Below are 18,478 nucleotides of genomic sequence, written 5' to 3'. Positions count from 1 at the left end.
GGCGATCTTGCCGGGTCGTCCCGCCATCCGGTACTATCGTTCAATAGTAGAACTGCGTGTTCGAATATAGAACACGCAGGGCGTTCGTGCAAGACCTGTGACAGGACGACTCAGACGGAGAGGTCTGAGGAAGGAAGCGACGATGCAGTTCCACCACCACGGCTACGTATCCGCAGACCCCCGCGTGCAGGACGCTGCCGGTCTCGGCATCGAACGTTCGCCGGAGCTTCCCGATGAAATGGACGTCCTGATCGTCGGATCTGGCCCTGCAGGCATGCTGCTGGCCGCGCAGATGTCGCAGTTCCCTCACGTCAGCACCCGCATCATCGAACGTCGCGAAGGACGCCTCGTACTCGGACAGGCCGACGGCATCCAGCCGCGCAGCGTCGAGACCTTCCAGGCCTTCGGGTTCGCCGAGCGCATCGTCGCCGAGGCGTACAACATCGGCTGGATGAACTTCTGGGGCCCCAACCCCGAGAACCCGGCTGAGATCATCCGCACTGCGCGCACGGAGGACTACGGCCTCAAGATCAGCGAGTTCCCGCACCTGATCGTGAATCAGGCTCGCGTCCTCGACTACTTCGCCGAGGCGGCCGTGCACGGCCCTGGTCGCATCGCGCCCGACTACGGCATCGAGTTCGTCGACCTGACGGTGCACGACGAGGGTGAGTACCCCGTCGAGGTGCAGGTGCGCTACGTGGCGGGGGAGCGTGCCGGCGAAGAGCGCACGGTCCGCGCCAAGTACGTCGTTGGCTGCGACGGCGCGCGCAGCGGCGTGCGCAGGTCCATCGGACGCACGCACGTGGGCGCCATGGCGGCGCACGCCTGGGGCGTCATGGATGTACTCGTCAACACCGACTTCCCCGACTGGCGCACCAAGTGCGCGATCAACGCTGAGGCGGGAAACATCCTGCACATCCCGCGCGAGGGCGGGTACCTCAGCCGCGTATATGTCGACCTCGGCGAGGTGCCGGAGGACGACAACCGCACGGTGCGACACACCCCGCTCGAGGCGGTCATCCAGAAGGCGAACGACATCCTGCACCCCTACACGCTCGACGTGAAGGAGGTCGCCTGGCACAGCGTCTACGAGGTCGGGCACCGCGTGACTGATGGCTTCGACGACTCGGAGCCGGGCGATGACCGCGCGCCTCGTGTCTTCCTCACGGGCGATGCCTGCCACACGCACAGCGCGAAGGCCGGACAGGGAATGAACGTCTCGATGCAGGACGGTTTCAATCTCGGCTGGAAGCTCGGCTATGTGCTCACGGGCCGCAGCTCCGAGGCGCTGCTGTCGACGTACTCCGAAGAGCGCCACCCCGTCGCGCAGCAGCTCATCGACTTCGACCGCGAGTGGTCCACGCTCATGGCGCGCAAGCCGGAGGAGATCTCCGACCCGACGGAGCTCGCGACCTTCTACCTCGGCACCGCCGAGTTCCCCTCCGGCTTCATGACGCAGTACGGCGACTCGATGATCGTGGCGGCCGACTCGGCACAGCAGCTCGCAGCGGGCTTCCCGCTCGGCAAGCGCTTCAAGTCGGTCGAGGTCACCCGCGTCTGTGACGGCAACGCCGTGCATCTCGGACACCACGCGCGCGCGGACGGACGCTGGCGCGTCTACGCGTTCGCGGACAAGAGCGGAGAGGCGCTGGCATCCTGGGCGACGGCGTTCACCGAGACGGTCGGGCGCTTCACTCCCGCGGATGCCGACATCGATGCGATCTTCGACGTCAAGGCGATCTATCAGCAGCGCTACGACGAGTTCGAGATCACCGCGGTGCCGGAGCTCTTCCTGCCGAAGACCGGACCATTGGAGCTCACCGACTGGGAGAAGGTCTACGCGGCCGCACCGTCGGCATGGGTGGCCTCCGACATCTTCGTCGAGCGCGAGCTCTCTCGTGACGGCGTCGTGGTGGTCGTGCGTCCGGACCAGTACGTCGCTGCGGTTCTGCCGCTGACGGACACGGAGGGACTCGCTGCCTTCTTCGCGGGAGCGCTGCTTCCCGCGTGAGATGACACGTGTCATGTCGAACGCGTGACACCGGCCCACAGCATCCGCCCGCGCTTCTGGCCAGGCTGGATGCATGACCACAACATCCCCTCTCCGGCCGCAGCCGACGCGGACCACGAGCGCCCCGGCGGTCGTGGAACTGCGCGGCGTGCGTCGCCACTACGGCACCGGATCCCATCGGGTGCAGGCCGTCGACAAGGTCGACCTCACGATCCACCAGGGTGAGATCGTCGCGTTGCTTGGCCCCAACGGCGCAGGCAAGACGACGACGCTCGACATGCTGCTCGGTCTCACCGACCCCAGCGACGGTATCGTCCAGGTGCTCGGTGGAACACCCCAGCGTGCGGCGAAGGCCGGTTCGATCGCGGCCGTGCTGCAGACCGGAGGACTGCTGTCCGACCTCACCGTGCGCGAGACGGTCGAGCTCATCGCCTCGCTCTACGGTCGTGATGCACTGGCGCGCGTGCCCGAGGTCATGGCTCGCGCCGACCTCACGCACCTTGCTCGTCGTCGCGTCGCGAAGTGCTCCGGCGGTGAGCAGCAGCGTGTGAAGTTCGCACTGGCTCTCGCTGCGGATCCCGACATCCTCATCCTCGACGAGCCGACCGCGGGCATGGATGTGACGGCGCGGCGCCGCTTCTGGGACGTCATGCGCGCGGATGCGGATGCGGGCCGCACCATCATCTTCGCGACGCACTACCTCGAAGAAGCCGAGCAGTTCGCACGCCGCACCGTCGTGATGCACCGAGGGAAGGTCGTCGCGGATGCGCCGACCGCAGAGCTCCGCGCAGGGCTGGGTGCGCGAACGGTTGGCGCGACGCTGCCGACGGAGACATCCAGCGACATCGCTGCAACCCTGCGCACGCGCGTCGACATCGCGGAGATGCGGGTGGATGCAGACCGGCTCACCCTGCGCACCACGGACTCGGATGCGATCGCGGCCCTGCTGCTGGCATCCGGAGCCCGCGATCTGGAGATCGCCGCACCCACACTCGAGACCGCCTTCACGGCGCTGACGGAGGACTGAACCATGTCGATCTCTGCGACGATGCTGCGCATCGAGGGCGTCCGCCAGCTGCGCAACCCCTACACACTCGCTTTCACTCTGGCGATGCCGGTGGTCATGTATGTGCTCTTCGGAGCGAGTGCCGCGTACGGCAGCCAATCGGCCGGTCACGGCAACGTCTCCTTCTACGTCATGGTGTCGATGGCGGCGTACGGCACGGCGGTCGCGATGAGCTCGCTGACGTCGCTGGCTGCCGCGGAATCCAAACAGGGCTGGGGGCGTCAGCTCGCGATGACCCCGCTGAGCACCGCGGGGTACGCCGCGACGAAGCTCCTCACGGCCGTGACGTTCTCGGCACTCGCGCTGGTTGCTGTCTTCACGACCGGCGCACTCACCGGAGCTAAGGCAGACGACCTCTGGCGGTGGGCGGCGGCCGCGGGCATCATCCTCGGGCTCGGCCTGATGTACGGCCTGTTCGGGCTCGGCGTCGGGCTCTTCTTCAACGCCGATTCCGCTGCGGCACTCGCCTCGATCTCGATGACGTTCTTCGCCTTCTTCGGCAACGTGTTCATGCCCCTCGACGGCATCATGCTCGATATCGCGCGCTTCAGCCCGCTGTACGGATTCGTTGCTCTGAGTCGGTGGCCGCTCACCGATGGCGTCCTGACGACAGGGCAGACCGACCCGCTGTGGGCCGTGCTGCTGAGCGTTGTGGTGTGGGTGGTGCTCTTCGCGCTGCTCGTGTTCGCCGGCGTGAAGCGCTCGCGAGGGCGCCAGTAAGTAGGTTGGACGTATGACCGCGCCCGAAGTGAAGAACGTGTGGGAGCGCTACGGATGGCTCATGGCTGTCGTCTGGATGGTCTTCCTGATCTACCCGCTGATCGCTCTCGTGCGCTCGGAAGCGGCGCTCGGATGGATCGTCGTCGGGTGGGTCGCGCTCGTCGCCTTCGCAGTGGTCTACGTCGTCGGCTTCATCCGCGGCCTGCGTGCGGGTGGGGGGATCGGTGCAACACCCGCACGCGGGCAGTGGGCGATCTTCGCCGTACTGATCTTCTGTGCGATCGCTTGCGCGCCCGCCGCAGGGGCGAGCAGCCTGAGCTTTCTGCCGTTCATCATGTCGTTTGCCTCGTACGGGCTGACGCGCCTCGCGCACTGGATCACGACCATCACGGCGGTTGCGGTTGCGGCTGTGTGCGTGCTGCTGATCCCCGGCGGATTCGCGTACTCGGGCGTGCTCGCGATCGTGGTTCTGCTGGGCGTCGTGAACACCGTCTCGACCTGGCTGATCATCCGCTCGGCGGAGGCCGAGGCGCTCGGGCTGGAGCTGGCGACCAGTGAGGGGCGCGAGGCGGTGGCGCGGGACGTGCACGACCTGATCGGCCACTCCCTGACCGTGGTGCAGCTCAAGGCACAGCTCGCGCGGCGTCTGATCGACGCCGATCCGGAGCGTGCGAAGACCGAGCTCGCCGACATCGAAGCGCTCACCGCTGAGGCGATCGCGGGCGTGCGTGCCACCGTCTCGGGAGTGCGGGCGACAACCCTGGTCGAGCAGGTCGCCGCGGCGCACGACGCTCTGCGTGCGGCGGGGGTCACCCTGCGCGTCGTGGGGGAGACGAACGCACTCTCGCCGGCGCAGGCGCTCACGGCGAGGTGGATCCTGCGCGAAGCGGTGACCAACGTGCTGCGTCATGCGAAGGCGACGGCGGCGACGATCACGATCGAGCCGGGGATGCTGGTGATCGAAGACGATGGTCGCGGGGCAGAGGGGCGAGGGATGGACGGATACACAGGTCGTGGCAGCGGCGTCGCCGGCATGCGGGAACGCGCTGCGGCGGCCGGTGCCGGCTTCGTGATCGCCCCGGGTCGTGACGCGGGCACGCGAGTGGAGCTGTCATGGTGAGCCGGATGCCGGAGGTGACGCCCGCCCCGATCCGCCTCGTGATCGCCGACGATCAGGCGTTGGTGCGCGGCGCGCTGGCGGCGCTGCTCGCGCTGGAGGATGACCTCGAGGTCGCAGGCGTCGCGGCCGACGGCGCTCAGGCGGTCGAGATGGTGGCGGCGCTGCAGCCGGATGTCTGTCTCATGGACATCCAGATGCCCGACATGGACGGCATCGACGCGACCAGGCGCGTGCGCGCGGCGCATCCCTCGACCCGTGTGCTCATCGTCACGACGTTCGCGCGGCCGGGGTATCTGCGTGCGGCGCTCGACGCCGGCGCCAGCGGGTTCGTCGTGAAAGACACCCCGGCGGAGCAGCTCGCGGAGGCGGTGCGGCGCGTGCATGCCGGGCTGCGCGTCGTTGACCCGGCGCTGGCGGAGGAGAGTCTCTTCGAGGGGATGAATCCGCTCAGCGATCGGGAACGACAGGTGCTCCGCTTGGCCGCCGATGGGCGTTCGGCCAGTGCTGTCGCCGCGGAGGTGTTCCTCTCGGCGGGTACGGTGCGCAATCTCCTCTCCGCTGCGATCGGCAAGACCGGCGCCGCGAACCGTGCGCAGGCCGTCCGCATCGCGCAGGACAAGGGGTGGATCTGAGTCCGGTCGCGACGTACTCTTTTGCCTCGTGGGGGGTTCCCAACCGAAAGGGTGCGCGATGGACTGGAAGATCGAACTCATCTTCGTGCCGGTCACGGATGTCGACCGGGCGAAGGACTTCTACGTGAAGATCGGCTTCCACGCCGACCATGACCAGACCCCGATGGATGGTCTGCGCTTCGTGCAGATGACGCCGCCGGGCTCGGCGTGCTCGATCGCCTTCGGCACGGGGCTCGGCCTCGACCTGGAACCGGGGCAGCAGAACACGATCCAGGTTGTGGTGCCGGACGCCGATGAGGCGCTTGCACACCTGCGGGGTCTCGGCGTGGATGCAGAGGGCGTCGACGATCAGGCCTGGGGACGGTTCGTCACCTTCGACGACCCGGACGGCAACACCTGGACGCTCCAAGAGCTGCCCGACTACTCGGCGGTGAGCTGAACCCCGGGGCAGATGTCAGAGGCGGGTTGCGCCGCCGGACACGGTGATCCCGCCCGTGTCGGGAATCTCCACGGTCAGCAGGCTCGGTCGTCCGACGTGCGCGCCCTGATGGATCCGCACCGACCGCTCCGGGTAGTCAAGCTCCCGCAGATAGGCACCGACGGACGCGGCAGCGGAGCCGGTCGCCGGGTCTTCCGTGATGCGCCCGACGGGGAAGAGGTTGCGAGCTGCGAACTCCGCGGACCCGGTGGCGTGCAGCACCGTCACGGTGCCGAGCCAGCCCTGCGCGCGCATGAGAGTCGCCACCTCCGCCGGCGGGAATCGGAACTGGTGGAAGAGCTCGCGATCGGCGAGGACGAGAACCGGATGCCAGTTGCCCGCGAACGCCTCGCGCGGCGGAAACCGCGGGTCCAGGTCGCTCCGCGTGAGCGAGAGCGTCTGGAGCAGGTGATCGAGTACTACGTCGTCGATCTCGCGGACCTCAGGCTCGACACTTGTGAACGACACCTCGACGGATCCATCCTGCTCTGCGGTGTTGAGCGCGACCGGCCCGGCATTCGTGTCGAAGACCAGCGGCCCTGCGCCCACGCGCTCGGCCAGCGCCACGGCGGTCGCGACCGTCGCGTGACCGCAGAACGGCACCTCCGCCGCGGGAGACCAATACCGCACGCGATACCGCGGCACCGGCGCATCCGCCGCCTGGCCCGTCACGAACGCCGTCTCCGAGTAGCCGACCTCGGCGGCGATCCGGAGCATGTCCTGCTCGCTGAGCCCGCGCGCATCGAGCACGACTCCCGCCGGGTTGCCGCCTTCGGGCGTCGCGGCGAAAGCGCTGTAGCGCAGGATCTCGGGAGCATCCACCATGGCGAGGAGCATAACGGATGCGGCGCGCCAGGCTAGGCGGGGCCGATGTGGCGGCCCGGGACGGGGCTGGAGTAGACCACGCTCGTGGTGATTCCGCCGAGCGTGGCGAGCCTTCCGGTGATGCGCTCGAGGTCGCGCATGGAGCGCGCGTGGACCTTGATCATGAAGCAGTCCGCGCCGGTCACATGATGCGCTTCGACGACCTCGGGCGTGGCCGCGACGAGATCATCGAAGGGCTTGTAGTTGCCTGAGGGATACGCGAGTCGCACGAAAGCCGTCACTGTGTAGCCGAGTGCCTCGGGATCGACCGTGATGGAGTAGCCGGTGATGACCCCGCCCTCGGTCAGTCGGCGGACGCGCTCGGCGGTGGCGCTCGCGGAGAGCGAGACCTCGCGCGCGAGCTGGGCGACGGACATCCGCCCATCCTGTTGCAGCTGTCCGATGATCGCATGATCGGTGGCATCGAGGTCGAGGCGTGGATTCGACGGCATGCGCGTCAGATTACCGTCGATCTCGGGGCTCAGTGGAGCGGATGCCGTGGCATGACCCTTCCCCGTGGCGGAGTGCAGCGCTTCGATAGAAGCATGCAGAATCCCCTCACAGCATCCGCGTTCTTCGCCGCCAAACTCGCCTTCGAGACGGACCCCTCCGACCTCGCCGCCGCCCGCGCGGAAGGACGTGCGCCGCTCGTGATCGACGTGCGCAGCGCTGCCGGATGGCGGCAGGGCCGCATCCCGGGCGCCGTGCACATGCCGTCGGACGAGTTGGCTGAGCGTGCCGCCGAAGTCGCCCCGGATCGCGATGCCGAGATCGTCGTCTACTGCTGGGGGCCCGGATGCAACGGCAGCACCCGAGCCGCCCTCACGCTGACGACGCTCGGCTACACGCGCGTCCGAGAGTTGATCGGCGGATTCGAGTACTGGGCGCGGGAGGGGCTGGCGATCGCCACGGATGACGGTCGCTCGCGCCGCGAGATCGACCCGCTCACCGGCCCGGTTGCGGCATAACGTCCCGTTCGAGGAGCGATGTTTGCTGTGTTCTTGTCGATTCGACGGCAAACATCGCTCCTTGAAAGTCAGCTGTTGATGCGGATGATCTCCTCCTGGTACGGAGCGATGACGTCCCCGGAGATGCGCAGATCGAGCAGGAGGAAACGGCGGATCGAGGGATCTTCCTGCGTCCATGCAGCGAGACGGTCGAGGTCGGCGAGCGTGCGCACGACGACGCCCTCGGCGCCGACGGCCGCACCGAACGCGGCGAAGTCGACCTCCGGGATCCGCATCGGCCCCTCTGCGAGACCCTTCAGGCCGTACAGGTTGATCTCTGCGCCGTAGGCGGCATCGTTCCAGACCACGGCGATGCCGCGACCGGCGGCAGCGCGCACGGCAGATTCGAGGTCGGCGATGGCCATGAGTCCGCCGCCGTCGCCGCTCGTGAGCACGACCGTCGACTCGCGGCGGGCAAGGGCCGCGCCCACGACGCTCGGCCACCCCTGTCCGATCGACTGGAAGGCCGTGCCGACCATCATCATCCGGTCCGGCGAGGCGACCGGCCAGTACATGTTCGCCCAGCCGATGAAATGGCCGCCGTCCGAGACGACGACGCGATCCTCCGGCAGCAGCTCGGCGATCCGGCGGGCGGCCGAACGCGGGTCGAGGCGGCCGTCGGGGGCGAGATCGTCGCCCTTCTCATAGCTGCGGGCAGCGTCGATGTCGACACTCTCGCGCCATCCGGAACCGCCGACAGAGCCGAGTCGCGCGACGAGGCCCTCCGCCACGATGCGCGCATCTCCGCGCACGAATCCACCCACGTGCGCGTGCGTGGCTGCCGGTGCCGTGTCGATCTGAAACACCCGGGTTCCCGGTGCGAACAGTGCGCCGAAGCGCATCGTGAACTGGTTGAGGCTCGCACCGAACACGACGGCGACGTCGGCCTCACGGACGAGTTCCATCGCGCCCTCGGCGCCGAAGCCGCCGGTGACTCCCAGATCGAAGCCGGTCTCGGGGAAGATTCCTCGGCCGAGTGCCGTCGAGGCGGTCAGCGCCCCCGTCGCGGCGGCCAACTCACCGAGCGCGGCGCCGGCTCCCGCGAGCCATGCGCCTCGGCCGGCTAGCAGGAAGGGGCGTGTCGCCCCACGCAGCGCCTCGGCGATCACGTCGATCATGCCTTCGGCGTACTCACCCTTCGGTGCGAGCGGGGCGGGAACGCGGGGATCCGGAGCCTCCGGAACAGGACCCGCATCGAGAGAGGCGACGTCATAGGGGATCGCCAGCACGACCGGCACACGATAGGTGAGGGCGTGCTCGATCGCGATGATCGTCGTGGCGGCAGCATCCGTCCGCCCGGCCGTGTAGGTGCGCGCGCCGACGGCCGAGGCGATCGCGATCTGGTCGACGTCCCACGGACGCGGGCCCGACGTCGGCTCGTCGCCGACGACGAGCACGAGGGGGACATGCGCCTGCACGGCCTCTGCGAGAGCGGTCAGCGTGTTGGTGAAGCCCGCGCCGTAGGTGGACGTCGCGGCGGCGATGCGTCCTGAGGCACGGAAGTGCGCATCCGCGGCGACGACGGCACCCTGCTCATGGCGGACGGCCGTGAAAGTGGCATCCGTCTGCTTCTCGATCGCATCGAGGAAGTAGGCGTTTCCGTTGCCCATGACGCCGAAGACGGCATCGATGTGACGGGCGAGGGTGAGAGCGACGTGTGCGGACACGGAGGGCATGGCAAAGCCTTTCAAGACAGAACGGAGAACAGCGGGATTCCGTATGTGTCTCGCCTCGCGCTTCTCTGCGCGGAGGGCTTCGTGCCCCTTTTTCGGGCACCGGTGCCGTGGCAGCCGGACACATCCAGCATAGCGAGTGGTGCACCGAACAGCGGCTGGCTGCGAGTCTCAGTCATTGCCGTCGGCGAGCGGGCGCCGTTCCAGTGCGACGATCATGATCATCGCCAGGAACGCCAGCGGGGCGAGGAACAGGAACAGGGGAGGGATCGCCACCGCGTACGCCTCGGCGATGGCCTCTTGATACGGGGCGGAGAGCGCCGCCAGGTCTTCCGGCGCGATCGCGGCGAACGACAGGCCGTCGGGGGCGCTCAACGCCCGCGCCTGCAGCGCGTCGGTCATCGCGGTGCTGAGTCGTGCGGCGATCGCCACACCGATGAGCGAGATGCCCATGGTCGCCCCGGCCTGGCGGACGAAGTTGTTGGCGGCGGTCGCAACGCCGATGTTGCGCGCGGGGATCGCGTTCTGCGCGAGCAGGGTGAGCAGCAGCACGTTCGTGCCGATGCCCGCGCCGAGCAGCGCCGCAGAGAGCGCGAGCTGCAGGGGGGTGGAGTCTGCGGTGAGCGTGCCGAGCAGGATCAGGCCGACGCCGACGACACCTGCGCCGACTGCGGGGATGAGGATGTAGCGGCCGGTGCGGGTCACGGCGAAGCCGGTGAGCGTGGAAGCCGCAACCGTCGCGACGATCATCGGCAGCAGGAGTGTTCCGGCCTGGAAGGCGGAGAGTCCGAGAACCATCTGTGCGAACGTCGGCAGATATGCCAGGACCACGAAGGAGGAGACGCCGCTGCAGAGCATGCCGGCGACGGTGGCGAGCACGAACGTGCGGCTGCGGAAGAGCACTCCGGGAAGAACCGGCTGCTCCGCGCGACGTTCGGCGAAGACCAGGGCGAGGATCGCCCCGACGCCGATCGCGGCCGTCATCCACGACCACTCTGGCGACAGGGAGCCAGATGTTGCGGTCACGAGTGCCGTCGTGGCGATGCAGAGCAGCATCATTCCCGCGAGGTCGGGGGCCAGCCGCTGAGTGGAGGGCGCTTCGCGGGGGATGAAGCGGAGGCTGAGCAGCATCGCAACGACGACGAGAGGAAGAGTGCCCCAGAACAGCCAGCGCCAGCCCGGGCCGTCGGTGAGCCAGCCTCCGATGAGCACGCCGCTTGTCGTCGCGATCGCCCAGACCGACCCGAAGGCGCCCGCGTACTTGGCGCGCTCGCGTGCGGGAACGGAGGCCGCCATGATCGTTTGCGTCAGCACCATGACCGCCCCGCCGCCCGCGCCCTGGATGAGTCGGGCGATGATGAGCGCATCGAGATTCCAGGCGAGGCCGCCGAGCAGCGTGCCGACGGCGAAGATCGCGCTCGCACCCAGAAGGAGCCCCCGCCGATCGACGACGTCTGCGAGGGCTCCGGCCAGGGGCATCGTCAGCGCCGTGGTCAACACGAACGCCGCCGAGATCCAGCCGATGCGGTCAAGGCCACCGAGCTCCGCCACGATCGTGGGCAGCGCGGTGTTGAGCACCGTCTGGTTAAACGAGACGACCAGCATCGAGGCCATGAGGCACACGACGAGCATGCGCACCGAGCGCGGTGCTGCGGGTGCGCTCATGGCCGCACCGATCAGCAGGCCGGGCGGTTCAGCACGTCGGAGGAGACGCGCTGCTTCTGCAGTTCTCCGCGCGGTCCGAGCAGCAGGGTGCCGTCCTCGACCATGACCTCACCGCGCAGGATCGTCAGGGTGTTCCACGCCCGGGCGCGGTAGCCCTCCCAGGGCGAGTAGTCCGCCTCGTGCAGGTCAGCGGCGGTGACACGACGGTCGACGTTGGTGTCGAGCACGGCGAGATCGGCATCGCTGCCGACGGCGATCGCCCCCTTGCGCGGGTACAGGCCGAGGATCTTGGCCGCGTTCGCCGAGGTGAGGTCGACGAAGCGCGTGAGCTCCAAGCCGCGGTCGGCGACACCCTCGGTGTACGCGACCGCCATTCGCATCTCGACGCCGGCATGGCCGCCGGTGGCGTCGTAGATCGTGTTGCCGCGGGTCTTCACGTCGAAGTCGGTGCAGACTCCGTCGGTCGCCAGGGTGCTGAGCGTGCCGTCGATGAGCGCGGGCCACATGTCGTCGCGGTCGTCGGCATCCTTCAGCGACGGGTAGGTGTGGTAGATCGCGCCGTGCGGCTCGCGGTAGTTCTCGGCGGAGAAGTACGCGTAGTGCGGAAGGATTTCGCCGTAGATCGGCGCGCCCTCGCCGCGGGCGTCGCGGATCGCGCGGATGCCGTCGTTGGCACTGACGTGCATGAGGTAGATCGCCGCTCCGACGTGCCGCGCGAGCGTGATCGCACGCTGGAACGAGAGTCGTTCAGAGAGCACATTGTGCGCGTGGTGCATGTGATCGATGCCGATCGTGCCCGCGCGCTTCAGCCGCTTGTACGAGTACATGACGATGTCGTCGTCTTCGGCGTGCACGGCCAGCATGGCGCCGGCTGCGGCGGTCTGCTCCATGATTCCCCACATGGTGCCGAGGTCCGTCTTCTGGTGCGGGCGCGTGGGAGTCGTGTTGGTCATCCACACCTTGTAGCTGCCGTGGCCGTTCGCGACCGCATCCGGAATCTGCTCGAGCACCTCGAACGGCACCTCGGGCTCCTTGAACGTGCCGTGCAGCGCGAAGTCGGTGTAGGTCTGACCGTTCCACTCCGCGGCCTTGCGCTGGAAGGAGTCCTCCAGATCATCACCGGGCTGCCAGTGCGCGAAGTCGACGAGAGTGGTGGTGCCACCGTAGATCGCTCCTTCGCTGACCCGGTCGGCGCCGAAGCACTTGATCCCGCTCTCGGCGGCGGTGGGCAGCACCGAGTTCGTGTGCACGTGGGGGTCCACACCGCCGGGCACCACGAGCTTGCCCGTGACGTCGATGACGCGGGCGGCGGAGTCGAGGGGGGTGGTGCCGGCGAGGGCGAGCGTCGCGATCTTGCCGTCCTTGATGGCGAGGTCGAGGCGTTCGGCGCCGGCGGGCGTGACGACGAGTCCGCCGGTGAGCAGCAGGTCGAACATGTCAGTCCTCTTTTCGTTCGAAGGGGGAGGTGCGCAGGTAGTGCGCGGGGAGTGAGACCTTGACGCTCTTGCGGGCGTTGACGAGCTGCGACACCGCGACATCCGCGGCGGCCGAGAGGAACATCGCCGTGCGCTCGCGGGCCCATCCGCGGTCTGCCTGGATGATGGCCATGGTCTCGTCGAGGGCTGTGGTGGCAGCCTCGTCGAGGTCTTCGCCATCGCCGAGCACGATCATGCGGTCCTCTGCGAAGACCACAGGGCCGCGCACAGGAGCCGGGCGCACCACCCGACAGGAGAGTTCGATGGCGCCTTCCATCTCGACACCCGTCAGCGAGCACTCGCCGTCGCCCTGCACCGCGTGCAGGTCGCCGGCGTAGAGCTGGCCACCGGGAAGCTGCGCGGTGACGAAGACGGACGATCCCGCGATGATGTCGCGGCAGTCCATGTTGCCGCCGTAGCGTCCGACGGTCGACGAGCTGGGACTGTGATCGTGCGGGGCGAAGCCGAGCTTGCCGATCATGGGGCGGATCGGGATGCGTACGCCCTCCTCGAACTCGGCGAAGCCGTCGCGGATCGGCACGATGTGCCCATCCATCTGCAGCGGCTCCCCGAATCCGCCGCGGCCGGGCATCGTGACCATGGCGCCGCGGTCGGCCAGATGGATCTCGTGCACGTCGATGCGCACGAGATCTCCCGGCTGAACACCGTCGATCTGGATCGGACCCGTGACCGGGATACCCAGAGTGGAGTAGTCATCGGTCTGCTCGAACAGACCGTCGGTGAGCAGACTGCGCGCCTCCACTCGGAAGCGCTCGCCCTGCGCCACACGCAGCACGGGCTCGGCCTGCGGATCGAACTCCGCGCGTGCGTGCAGGTAGCTCGCGTGCGCGTGCGTGGACGCGCTCATCAGCGGGCGGTGCCGTAGACCGGGATGACCCAGTCGCGGAAGGAATCGAGCTGTCCGCGCACCGCCTGCTGGTACAGGCCCTGCAGCTGTGCGGTGATCTCACCGGGCTGCGAGCCGTCGCCGATGGGCGTGCGGTCGACCGACTTCACGTGGTTGACCTCGGCGGCGCTGCCGCAGACGAAGATCTCATCGGCCGAGTACAGCTCCGTGCGGTCGATGGGGCGGATATCGATGTCGAGCCCGAGCTCCTTCTGTGCGAGCTGGATCACGCTGTCGCGGGTGATGCCTTCGAGGATGCTCTCGGTCGATGGCGGCGTGCAGAGCCGCCCCTGGCGCACCATGAAGACGTTGTAGCCGGCGCCTTCGGCGACGTGCCCGTTCTCGGTGAGCAGGAGTGCTGCGCCGTAGCCGTTCCGGCGCGCTTCGAGCAGAGCGAGGCGTCCGTTCTGGTAGTTGGCGATCGACTTCACGCGCGGGGGCATGGCGCGGTCGGAGAGGCGGGCCCAGCTGCTGATCTGCACGTCGAGTCCCGTGGCGCCGAAGTAGTTGCCCATGGGGATGGCGGCCATGTAGACCGTCGATGGGCCCGTGTCGTCGGGCTTGCCGTCGGCGGAATCGACGAACACCTGGGCGCGCATGTGGAGGTTCGAGCGCAGGTCGTTCGCACGGACAAGCCCGAGCAGCTGCTCGGTGAGCTCGTCGATGTCGGTCGGGCCCTCGATCTCGACGACGCGCATGGAGTCGAGCAGACGACGCATGTGGTCCTGCACACGGAAGGCGTACAGCTCGCCCTCTTCTTCGCTCCAGTAGGCGCGGAAGCCCTCGAAGACGCCGACGCCGTACTTCATGCTCGTGCTCAGCACGTGCAGTCGCGCGTCCGCGTAGTCGATGAGCTCGCCGTCATGCAGCAGGTAGCGAACCGGGGAAGAAGCGGTAGACATCGTTGTGCACCATCCAGTCTGTCTTCATTGAAGCAAGGTTGACATCACCATAATGAAGATGGGGCAACGGAAAGTCAATCTTCAGTGAAGAAGTGAAGACGTGGATGCGGAGATGTTTGCGACAGATTGCTGAATTTCCGCGCAGGATCCGAAATCACTCTTGACTACTCGATGAAGAGAGCCTTCAATAAAGTGATGATCCCTCGCGGGGTCGCCATGACGACGAAGTCAACCAGGAGCATTCATGTCAGAACAGTCGCTGTCCGTCGTGCTCGCTCTGAGCCCCCGAACTCTCGGCGGTATCAGATGAGTGTCCAGGGTATCCCACACACCTCTCCCAGCATGCGGGCGGTGCGCTGGAGTCGTCGCGGACGACTGCGCCTGCGCGGCAACTGGAACATCGTGGCCGTCACGATCGCCGTCGCGGTCGTCGTCGGACTTCCGCTGCTCGCGATGATCGGCCCCTATCCGGTGGACCCCCTTCGTCCGGACCCGAACGCGATCAGCCTGCCGCCCAGCCCCACGCACTGGTTCGGCACGGACGGCAACGGCATGGACGTCTTCTCCCGCACGATCGAAGCGGCCAAGCTCGACGTGCCGATCTCGGTTGCAGCGACACTTCTCGCGCTCGTCGTCGGTGTTCCGATCGGGCTGTTCGCCACAGCAGGCAAGGTCGGCGACGCGGTCATGCGCGTCGTCGACGCCTTCGCCGCCCTGCCGATCATCGTGATTGCGATCGTCGCCATCCAGCTCATGGGCGGCGGCGCTTGGAACGTGATCCTCGCCATTGCGATCGTCGGGGCTCCGCGCTTCGTGCGTCTGACCCGGGCGTCGGCCCTCGCGCTGCGCTCCTCTCGCTACGTCGAGGCCGCCGTGGCGATCGGATGCTCCCCGGTGCGGGTCGCGTTCAACCACATCTTCCGCAACGCCTACGGCGTCGTGCTGGTGCAGGCCACACTGACGGCGGCCAATGCGCTCGGCACGATCGCCGCACTGAACTTCCTGGGCGTCGGCGTCAGCCCGCCCACGCCTACCTGGGGCGCGATGATCAGCGACGGCGCGAGCATGCTCATCCGCGGGGAGTGGTGGGCCGCGGCCTTCCCGACCATCGCGATGCTGCTCGTGATCGCCTCCTTCAACGTGATCGCGGGAGCGATCGAGAACCGCATCGAGAGAGTGGAGACGGCGCGATGACCGCTGGGCTCGAGGTGACGGGACTCGTCACCGACTTCGTCAGCAGGCACCAGTCGATCCGGGCGCTCCACGGGGTGTCCTTCGAAGTGGGTGAGAGCGAGGTCGTCGGCATCGTCGGCGAATCCGGATCCGGAAAATCGACCGTGGTCCGATCCATCATCAAGCTCCTCATGGCACCGGGTCGCGTGACAGAAGGTCGGGTCGACTTCTACGGACAGCCGCTCCTCGATCTGCGCGAGCGCGAACTGCGCAAGATCCGTGGCAAGGACATCGGCTTCGTCGCGCAGAACCCGTTCAGCGCGCTGAACCCGGTGCTGCGCATCGAGAAGCAGTTCGAGAACATCGCCAAGGCGCACGACTTCCCGCGCAGCGAGCTGCGCCGCCAGGCGCTCGACCTGCTCGAGGCCACCGGCGTGAAGGACGCCGAGCGCGTGCTCGACGGCTACGCGCACGAACTCAGCGGAGGCATGGCGCAGCGCGTCGTGATCGCGATGGCGCTCTTCCTCAACCCTCGTCTCGTGATCGCGGACGAGCCCACGACCGCCCTCGACCTCACGGTGCAGCGGCAGGTGCTCGACACGCTGACGCGTCTCACGGTCGGCAGTGGGCGTTCGATGCTCATCGTCACGCACGACCTCGGCGTCGTCGCCAAGTACTGCGATCGCGTGCTTGTGATGTATCAGGGGCGTCTGGTCGAGCAGGGGCCCGTGTCGCGGGTCTTCGTGACACCCGAGCACGAGTACACGGCATCACTGCTGGACTCCGTGGTCCGCCCCGAGGAGGCGCCGCCGGGCGGGACCTCCACCATCACGACCGTCGGCGCGCTCGGCGCCTTCGCCGGCAGGAGGAGCTGAGATGGCGCTCATCGAACTCACGGACGTCGTCAAGACGTTCCCCGGTCCGCACGGGACCACGAAGATCGCCGTCGACGGCGTCTCGCTCTCGGTCGAACGCGGTGACTGCCTCGGCGTGATCGGGGAGTCAGGATCGGGCAAGTCGACCCTCGGGCGGCTGCTGCTGCGCCTCTATGACGTCGACAGCGGATCGGTTGTGCTCGATGGTCAGGACATCAGCAGCCTCAGCAAGAGAGAGATGCGCCGTCACCGTCGTCACTGGCAGATCGTGTTCCAGGAGCCGTTCGCCTCGCTGAACCCGCGTCTCACGATCGGTCAGATCGTCGAGGAGCCGCTCATCGTGGCCGGCGACTACGGCAACCGCGCCGCGCGCCGGGAGCGCGTGATCGCGACGCTCGCCGAGGTCGGACTGCCACCCGAGTTCCTCGACCGCCGTCCGGCCAACCTCAGCGGTGGGCAGCAGCAGCGCGTCGGCATCGCACGCGCACTGGTGACGGATCCGTCGATCATCGTGCTCGACGAGCCGACGGCGTCGCTCGATCTGACGATTCGCGCTTCCGTCCTGCGGGTGCTCAGCCGTCTGCGCGAAGCGCGCGGTCTGACCTACGTGTTCATCTCGCACGACATCGAGACAGTGCGTCACTTCTGCTCCGACGTCGTCGTCATGCACCAGGGGCGCTTCGTCGAAGGCGGTCCCGCGCTCGAGGTGCTCGACGCGCCGCGCGAGGAGTACACCCGCAATCTCATGGCCGCGGCGATGCCGCCCATTCCGTATCAGGGCCGCGCGGCCGACCCGGACGCGCTCGACTCCGTCTCAGGAGCATCATGATCCGCTACATCCTGTCCCGCCTCCTGATCGCCGTCCTGCTGCTGTGGGGTCTGGTGACGCTGAGCTTCGCGCTCGTCTCGCTGCTTCCTGGCGATCCCGCCGTCGCGCTGCTCGGTGAGTATGCGACGCCCGCCGACGTGGCCCGCATCAACGCGGAGCTCGGACTCGACAAACCCTTCGTCGAGCGCTACTTCGACTACCTCTTCCGGACGCTGCGCGGCGATCTCGGCACCTCGTTCTTCACCGGCAGCTCGGTGAGCGAGGAGCTGTGGACCCGACTGCCCAATACGCTCGTCTACCTGGTCCCCGGGCTTCTGCTCGCGCTCGTGATCGGCCTCGGACTCGGTGCGATGGCTGCCTACCGCGCCGGACGCTTCGCCGACCGCTCGTTCACGGTCGTCGTCTCGATCCTGATGGCGATGCCCGAGTTCGTGCTCGCGCTGCTGCTGCTGTTCATCTTCTATCAGCAGCTGCAGATCGCTCCCGCGCCGCTCGGGATGCTCTCCGCGACGGACATCACACCGCCGAAGGTGACCGGATGGCTGCCCGTCGATGCGGTCATCGCGGGGCAGTGGGGGACGGTCGGTTCGATCTTCAACCGTGCCGGCCTCCTCATCCTGACGCTCGGTCTGTTCTTCGCCGCGCCCTTCGGCAAGACCGTGCGCACGGGCCTCCTGCAGATCCTCAACTCGCCGCAGATCGAGTTCGCGAAGGCGTGCGGACTGCGCCCGTTCCAGGTGTTCCGGTACGCGCTCACGGATGTGCGCGGCGCGCTGATGACGTACATGGTGCTGCTGTTCGCCGCAGCTCTGAGTGGCGCGGCGATCGTCGAGAGCGTGTTCTCGTGGCCCGGGGTCGGCGGGTGGTCGCTTGACGGTGTGCTCAAGGGGGATGTGCCGGTGATCCAGGGCTTCGTGCTCGTGATGGGCGCGACGAGCCTGCTCGGATACGTGATCCTCGACGCTCTCATCACCCTGCTCGACCCGCGCACGCGGGCGATCGCGGCACCGTCCCGGCGGATGCGCGAGGCCACGCCTGCGCCCGCTGTGGCCGTGGCCTCCTGACCGATATTCATCATTGA

At 67.8% G+C, this 18,478-nt stretch carries 18 protein-coding genes; 11 read left to right on the top strand and 7 right to left on the bottom strand.

The annotated features are described in order from the left end of the window. Nucleotides 1–142 precede the first annotated feature (142 nt). From AC1REM_RS15185 to AC1REM_RS15160, 6 genes are all read left to right on the top strand, one after another. On the top strand, nucleotides 143–2,011 hold the full coding sequence (locus tag AC1REM_RS15185; protein WP_492515363.1) for an FAD-dependent monooxygenase: 1,869 nt from the start codon (nucleotides 143–145) through the stop codon (nucleotides 2,009–2,011). A 73-nt stretch (nucleotides 2,012–2,084) separates the two neighbouring features. Then, nucleotides 2,085–3,038, top strand: a complete 954-nt coding sequence (locus tag AC1REM_RS15180; protein WP_492515362.1) for an ABC transporter ATP-binding protein — start codon at nucleotides 2,085–2,087, stop codon at nucleotides 3,036–3,038. Between the two features lie 3 nt (nucleotides 3,039–3,041). After that, the gene (locus AC1REM_RS15175) at nucleotides 3,042–3,797 is read left to right on the top strand and encodes an ABC transporter permease (RefSeq protein ID WP_492515361.1); all 756 of its coding nucleotides are present in this window, start codon (nucleotides 3,042–3,044) and stop codon (nucleotides 3,795–3,797) included. A gap of 13 nt (nucleotides 3,798–3,810) precedes the next feature. Further along, the gene (locus AC1REM_RS15170) at nucleotides 3,811–4,917 is read left to right on the top strand and encodes a sensor histidine kinase (protein WP_492515360.1); all 1,107 of its coding nucleotides are present in this window, start codon (nucleotides 3,811–3,813) and stop codon (nucleotides 4,915–4,917) included. After that, a complete protein-coding gene (locus AC1REM_RS15165; protein WP_492515359.1) occupies nucleotides 4,911–5,549 on the top strand; it encodes a response regulator in 639 nt (212 codons plus the stop codon). Before AC1REM_RS15170 ends, AC1REM_RS15165 begins: the two co-directional genes overlap by 7 nt. Nucleotides 5,550–5,607: 58 nt before the next feature. Beyond that, on the top strand, nucleotides 5,608–5,988 hold the full coding sequence (locus AC1REM_RS15160) for a VOC family protein (protein WP_492515358.1): 381 nt from the start codon (nucleotides 5,608–5,610) through the stop codon (nucleotides 5,986–5,988). A 15-nt stretch (nucleotides 5,989–6,003) separates the two neighbouring features. Here AC1REM_RS15160 and AC1REM_RS15155 read toward each other — a convergent pair whose 3' ends face one another. Together AC1REM_RS15155 and AC1REM_RS15150 are read right to left on the bottom strand one after the other, a co-directional pair. Beyond that, nucleotides 6,004–6,852, bottom strand: a complete 849-nt coding sequence (locus tag AC1REM_RS15155) for a PhzF family phenazine biosynthesis protein (protein ID WP_492515357.1) — start codon at nucleotides 6,850–6,852, stop codon at nucleotides 6,004–6,006. Between the two features lie 32 nt (nucleotides 6,853–6,884). Further along, complete coding sequence (locus AC1REM_RS15150) at nucleotides 6,885–7,343, bottom strand: Lrp/AsnC family transcriptional regulator (protein WP_492515356.1); 459 nt, start codon at nucleotides 7,341–7,343, stop codon at nucleotides 6,885–6,887. Between the two features lie 93 nt (nucleotides 7,344–7,436). Between AC1REM_RS15150 and AC1REM_RS15145 the strand changes: the two genes are divergently transcribed. Further along, entirely contained in the window at nucleotides 7,437–7,859 is a 423-nt protein-coding gene (locus AC1REM_RS15145; RefSeq protein ID WP_492515355.1) for a rhodanese-like domain-containing protein, read from the top strand. 68 nt (nucleotides 7,860–7,927) lie between these two features. On the opposite strand, the gene AC1REM_RS15140 is transcribed toward AC1REM_RS15145, so the two are convergent. From AC1REM_RS15140 to AC1REM_RS15120, 5 genes are all read right to left on the bottom strand, one after another. Next, nucleotides 7,928–9,574, bottom strand: a complete 1,647-nt coding sequence (locus AC1REM_RS15140; protein WP_492515354.1) for a thiamine pyrophosphate-binding protein — start codon at nucleotides 9,572–9,574, stop codon at nucleotides 7,928–7,930. 168 nt (nucleotides 9,575–9,742) lie between these two features. Then, nucleotides 9,743–11,236, bottom strand: coding sequence for an MFS transporter (locus tag AC1REM_RS15135; RefSeq protein ID WP_492515353.1), 1,494 nt, complete (start codon nucleotides 11,234–11,236; stop codon nucleotides 9,743–9,745). Nucleotides 11,237–11,247: 11 nt separating this feature from the next. After that, the gene (locus AC1REM_RS15130; RefSeq protein ID WP_492515352.1) at nucleotides 11,248–12,672 is read right to left on the bottom strand and encodes a dihydroorotase; all 1,425 of its coding nucleotides are present in this window, start codon (nucleotides 12,670–12,672) and stop codon (nucleotides 11,248–11,250) included. A 1-nt stretch (nucleotide 12,673) separates the two neighbouring features. Next, nucleotides 12,674–13,579, bottom strand: a complete 906-nt coding sequence (locus AC1REM_RS15125) for an acetamidase/formamidase family protein (RefSeq protein ID WP_492515351.1) — start codon at nucleotides 13,577–13,579, stop codon at nucleotides 12,674–12,676. Continuing rightward, on the bottom strand, nucleotides 13,579–14,520 hold the full coding sequence (locus AC1REM_RS15120) for a branched-chain amino acid transaminase (protein ID WP_492515350.1): 942 nt from the start codon (nucleotides 14,518–14,520) through the stop codon (nucleotides 13,579–13,581). Before AC1REM_RS15120 ends, AC1REM_RS15125 begins: the two co-directional genes overlap by 1 nt. Nucleotides 14,521–14,871: 351 nt before the next feature. Between AC1REM_RS15120 and AC1REM_RS15115 the strand changes: the two genes are divergently transcribed. From AC1REM_RS15115 to AC1REM_RS15100, 4 genes are read left to right on the top strand one after another with little or no spacing between them, the layout of a single operon-like run. Further along, nucleotides 14,872–15,714 (top strand): ABC transporter permease, encoded by an 843-nt coding sequence (locus tag AC1REM_RS15115; RefSeq protein ID WP_204937879.1) that lies wholly within the window; start codon nucleotides 14,872–14,874, stop codon nucleotides 15,712–15,714. After that, nucleotides 15,711–16,568, top strand: a complete 858-nt coding sequence (locus tag AC1REM_RS15110) for an ABC transporter ATP-binding protein (RefSeq protein ID WP_204937878.1) — start codon at nucleotides 15,711–15,713, stop codon at nucleotides 16,566–16,568. Before AC1REM_RS15115 ends, AC1REM_RS15110 begins: the two co-directional genes overlap by 4 nt. A 1-nt stretch (nucleotide 16,569) precedes the next feature. After that, nucleotides 16,570–17,397, top strand: a complete 828-nt coding sequence (locus AC1REM_RS15105; RefSeq protein WP_492515349.1) for an ABC transporter ATP-binding protein — start codon at nucleotides 16,570–16,572, stop codon at nucleotides 17,395–17,397. Continuing rightward, nucleotides 17,394–18,461 carry an ABC transporter permease gene (locus AC1REM_RS15100; protein ID WP_492515348.1) on the top strand — a complete coding sequence of 356 codons (1,068 nt, stop codon included), beginning with the start codon at nucleotides 17,394–17,396 and terminating at the stop codon, nucleotides 18,459–18,461. Before AC1REM_RS15105 ends, AC1REM_RS15100 begins: the two co-directional genes overlap by 4 nt. Nucleotides 18,462–18,478 lie beyond the last annotated feature (17 nt).

The organism is Microbacterium sp. GW823-FHT02G05, from assembly GCF_058797175.1.
The sequence above is the reverse complement of the archived record's forward strand: the minus strand, read 5'-3'. Positions and strand labels throughout refer to the sequence as shown.

Bases quoted from the DNA above. Each gene is read 5' to 3' on its own strand.
- AC1REM_RS15105 (WP_492515349.1), top strand. From the start codon at position 16,570: ATGGCGCTCATCGAACTCACGGACGTCGTCAAGACGTTCCCCGGTCCG.
- AC1REM_RS15130 (WP_492515352.1), bottom strand. From the start codon at position 12,672: ATGTTCGACCTGCTGCTCACCGGCGGACTCGTCGTCACGCCCGCCGGC.
- AC1REM_RS15155 (WP_492515357.1), bottom strand. From the start codon at position 6,852: ATGGTGGATGCTCCCGAGATCCTGCGCTACAGCGCTTTCGCCGCGACG.
- AC1REM_RS15125 (WP_492515351.1), bottom strand. From the start codon at position 13,579: ATGAGCGCGTCCACGCACGCGCACGCGAGCTACCTGCACGCACGCGCG.
- AC1REM_RS15160 (WP_492515358.1), top strand. From the start codon at position 5,608: ATGGACTGGAAGATCGAACTCATCTTCGTGCCGGTCACGGATGTCGAC.
- AC1REM_RS15175 (WP_492515361.1), top strand. From the start codon at position 3,042: ATGTCGATCTCTGCGACGATGCTGCGCATCGAGGGCGTCCGCCAGCTG.
- AC1REM_RS15120 (WP_492515350.1), bottom strand. From the start codon at position 14,520: ATGTCTACCGCTTCTTCCCCGGTTCGCTACCTGCTGCATGACGGCGAG.
- AC1REM_RS15100 (WP_492515348.1), top strand. From the start codon at position 17,394: ATGATCCGCTACATCCTGTCCCGCCTCCTGATCGCCGTCCTGCTGCTG.
- AC1REM_RS15165 (WP_492515359.1), top strand. From the start codon at position 4,911: ATGGTGAGCCGGATGCCGGAGGTGACGCCCGCCCCGATCCGCCTCGTG.
- AC1REM_RS15185 (WP_492515363.1), top strand. From the start codon at position 143: ATGCAGTTCCACCACCACGGCTACGTATCCGCAGACCCCCGCGTGCAG.
- AC1REM_RS15110 (WP_204937878.1), top strand. From the start codon at position 15,711: ATGACCGCTGGGCTCGAGGTGACGGGACTCGTCACCGACTTCGTCAGC.
- AC1REM_RS15135 (WP_492515353.1), bottom strand. From the start codon at position 11,236: ATGAGCGCACCCGCAGCACCGCGCTCGGTGCGCATGCTCGTCGTGTGC.
- AC1REM_RS15145 (WP_492515355.1), top strand. From the start codon at position 7,437: ATGCAGAATCCCCTCACAGCATCCGCGTTCTTCGCCGCCAAACTCGCC.
- AC1REM_RS15170 (WP_492515360.1), top strand. From the start codon at position 3,811: ATGACCGCGCCCGAAGTGAAGAACGTGTGGGAGCGCTACGGATGGCTC.
- AC1REM_RS15180 (WP_492515362.1), top strand. From the start codon at position 2,085: ATGACCACAACATCCCCTCTCCGGCCGCAGCCGACGCGGACCACGAGC.
- AC1REM_RS15140 (WP_492515354.1), bottom strand. From the start codon at position 9,574: ATGCCCTCCGTGTCCGCACACGTCGCTCTCACCCTCGCCCGTCACATC.
- AC1REM_RS15150 (WP_492515356.1), bottom strand. From the start codon at position 7,343: ATGCCGTCGAATCCACGCCTCGACCTCGATGCCACCGATCATGCGATC.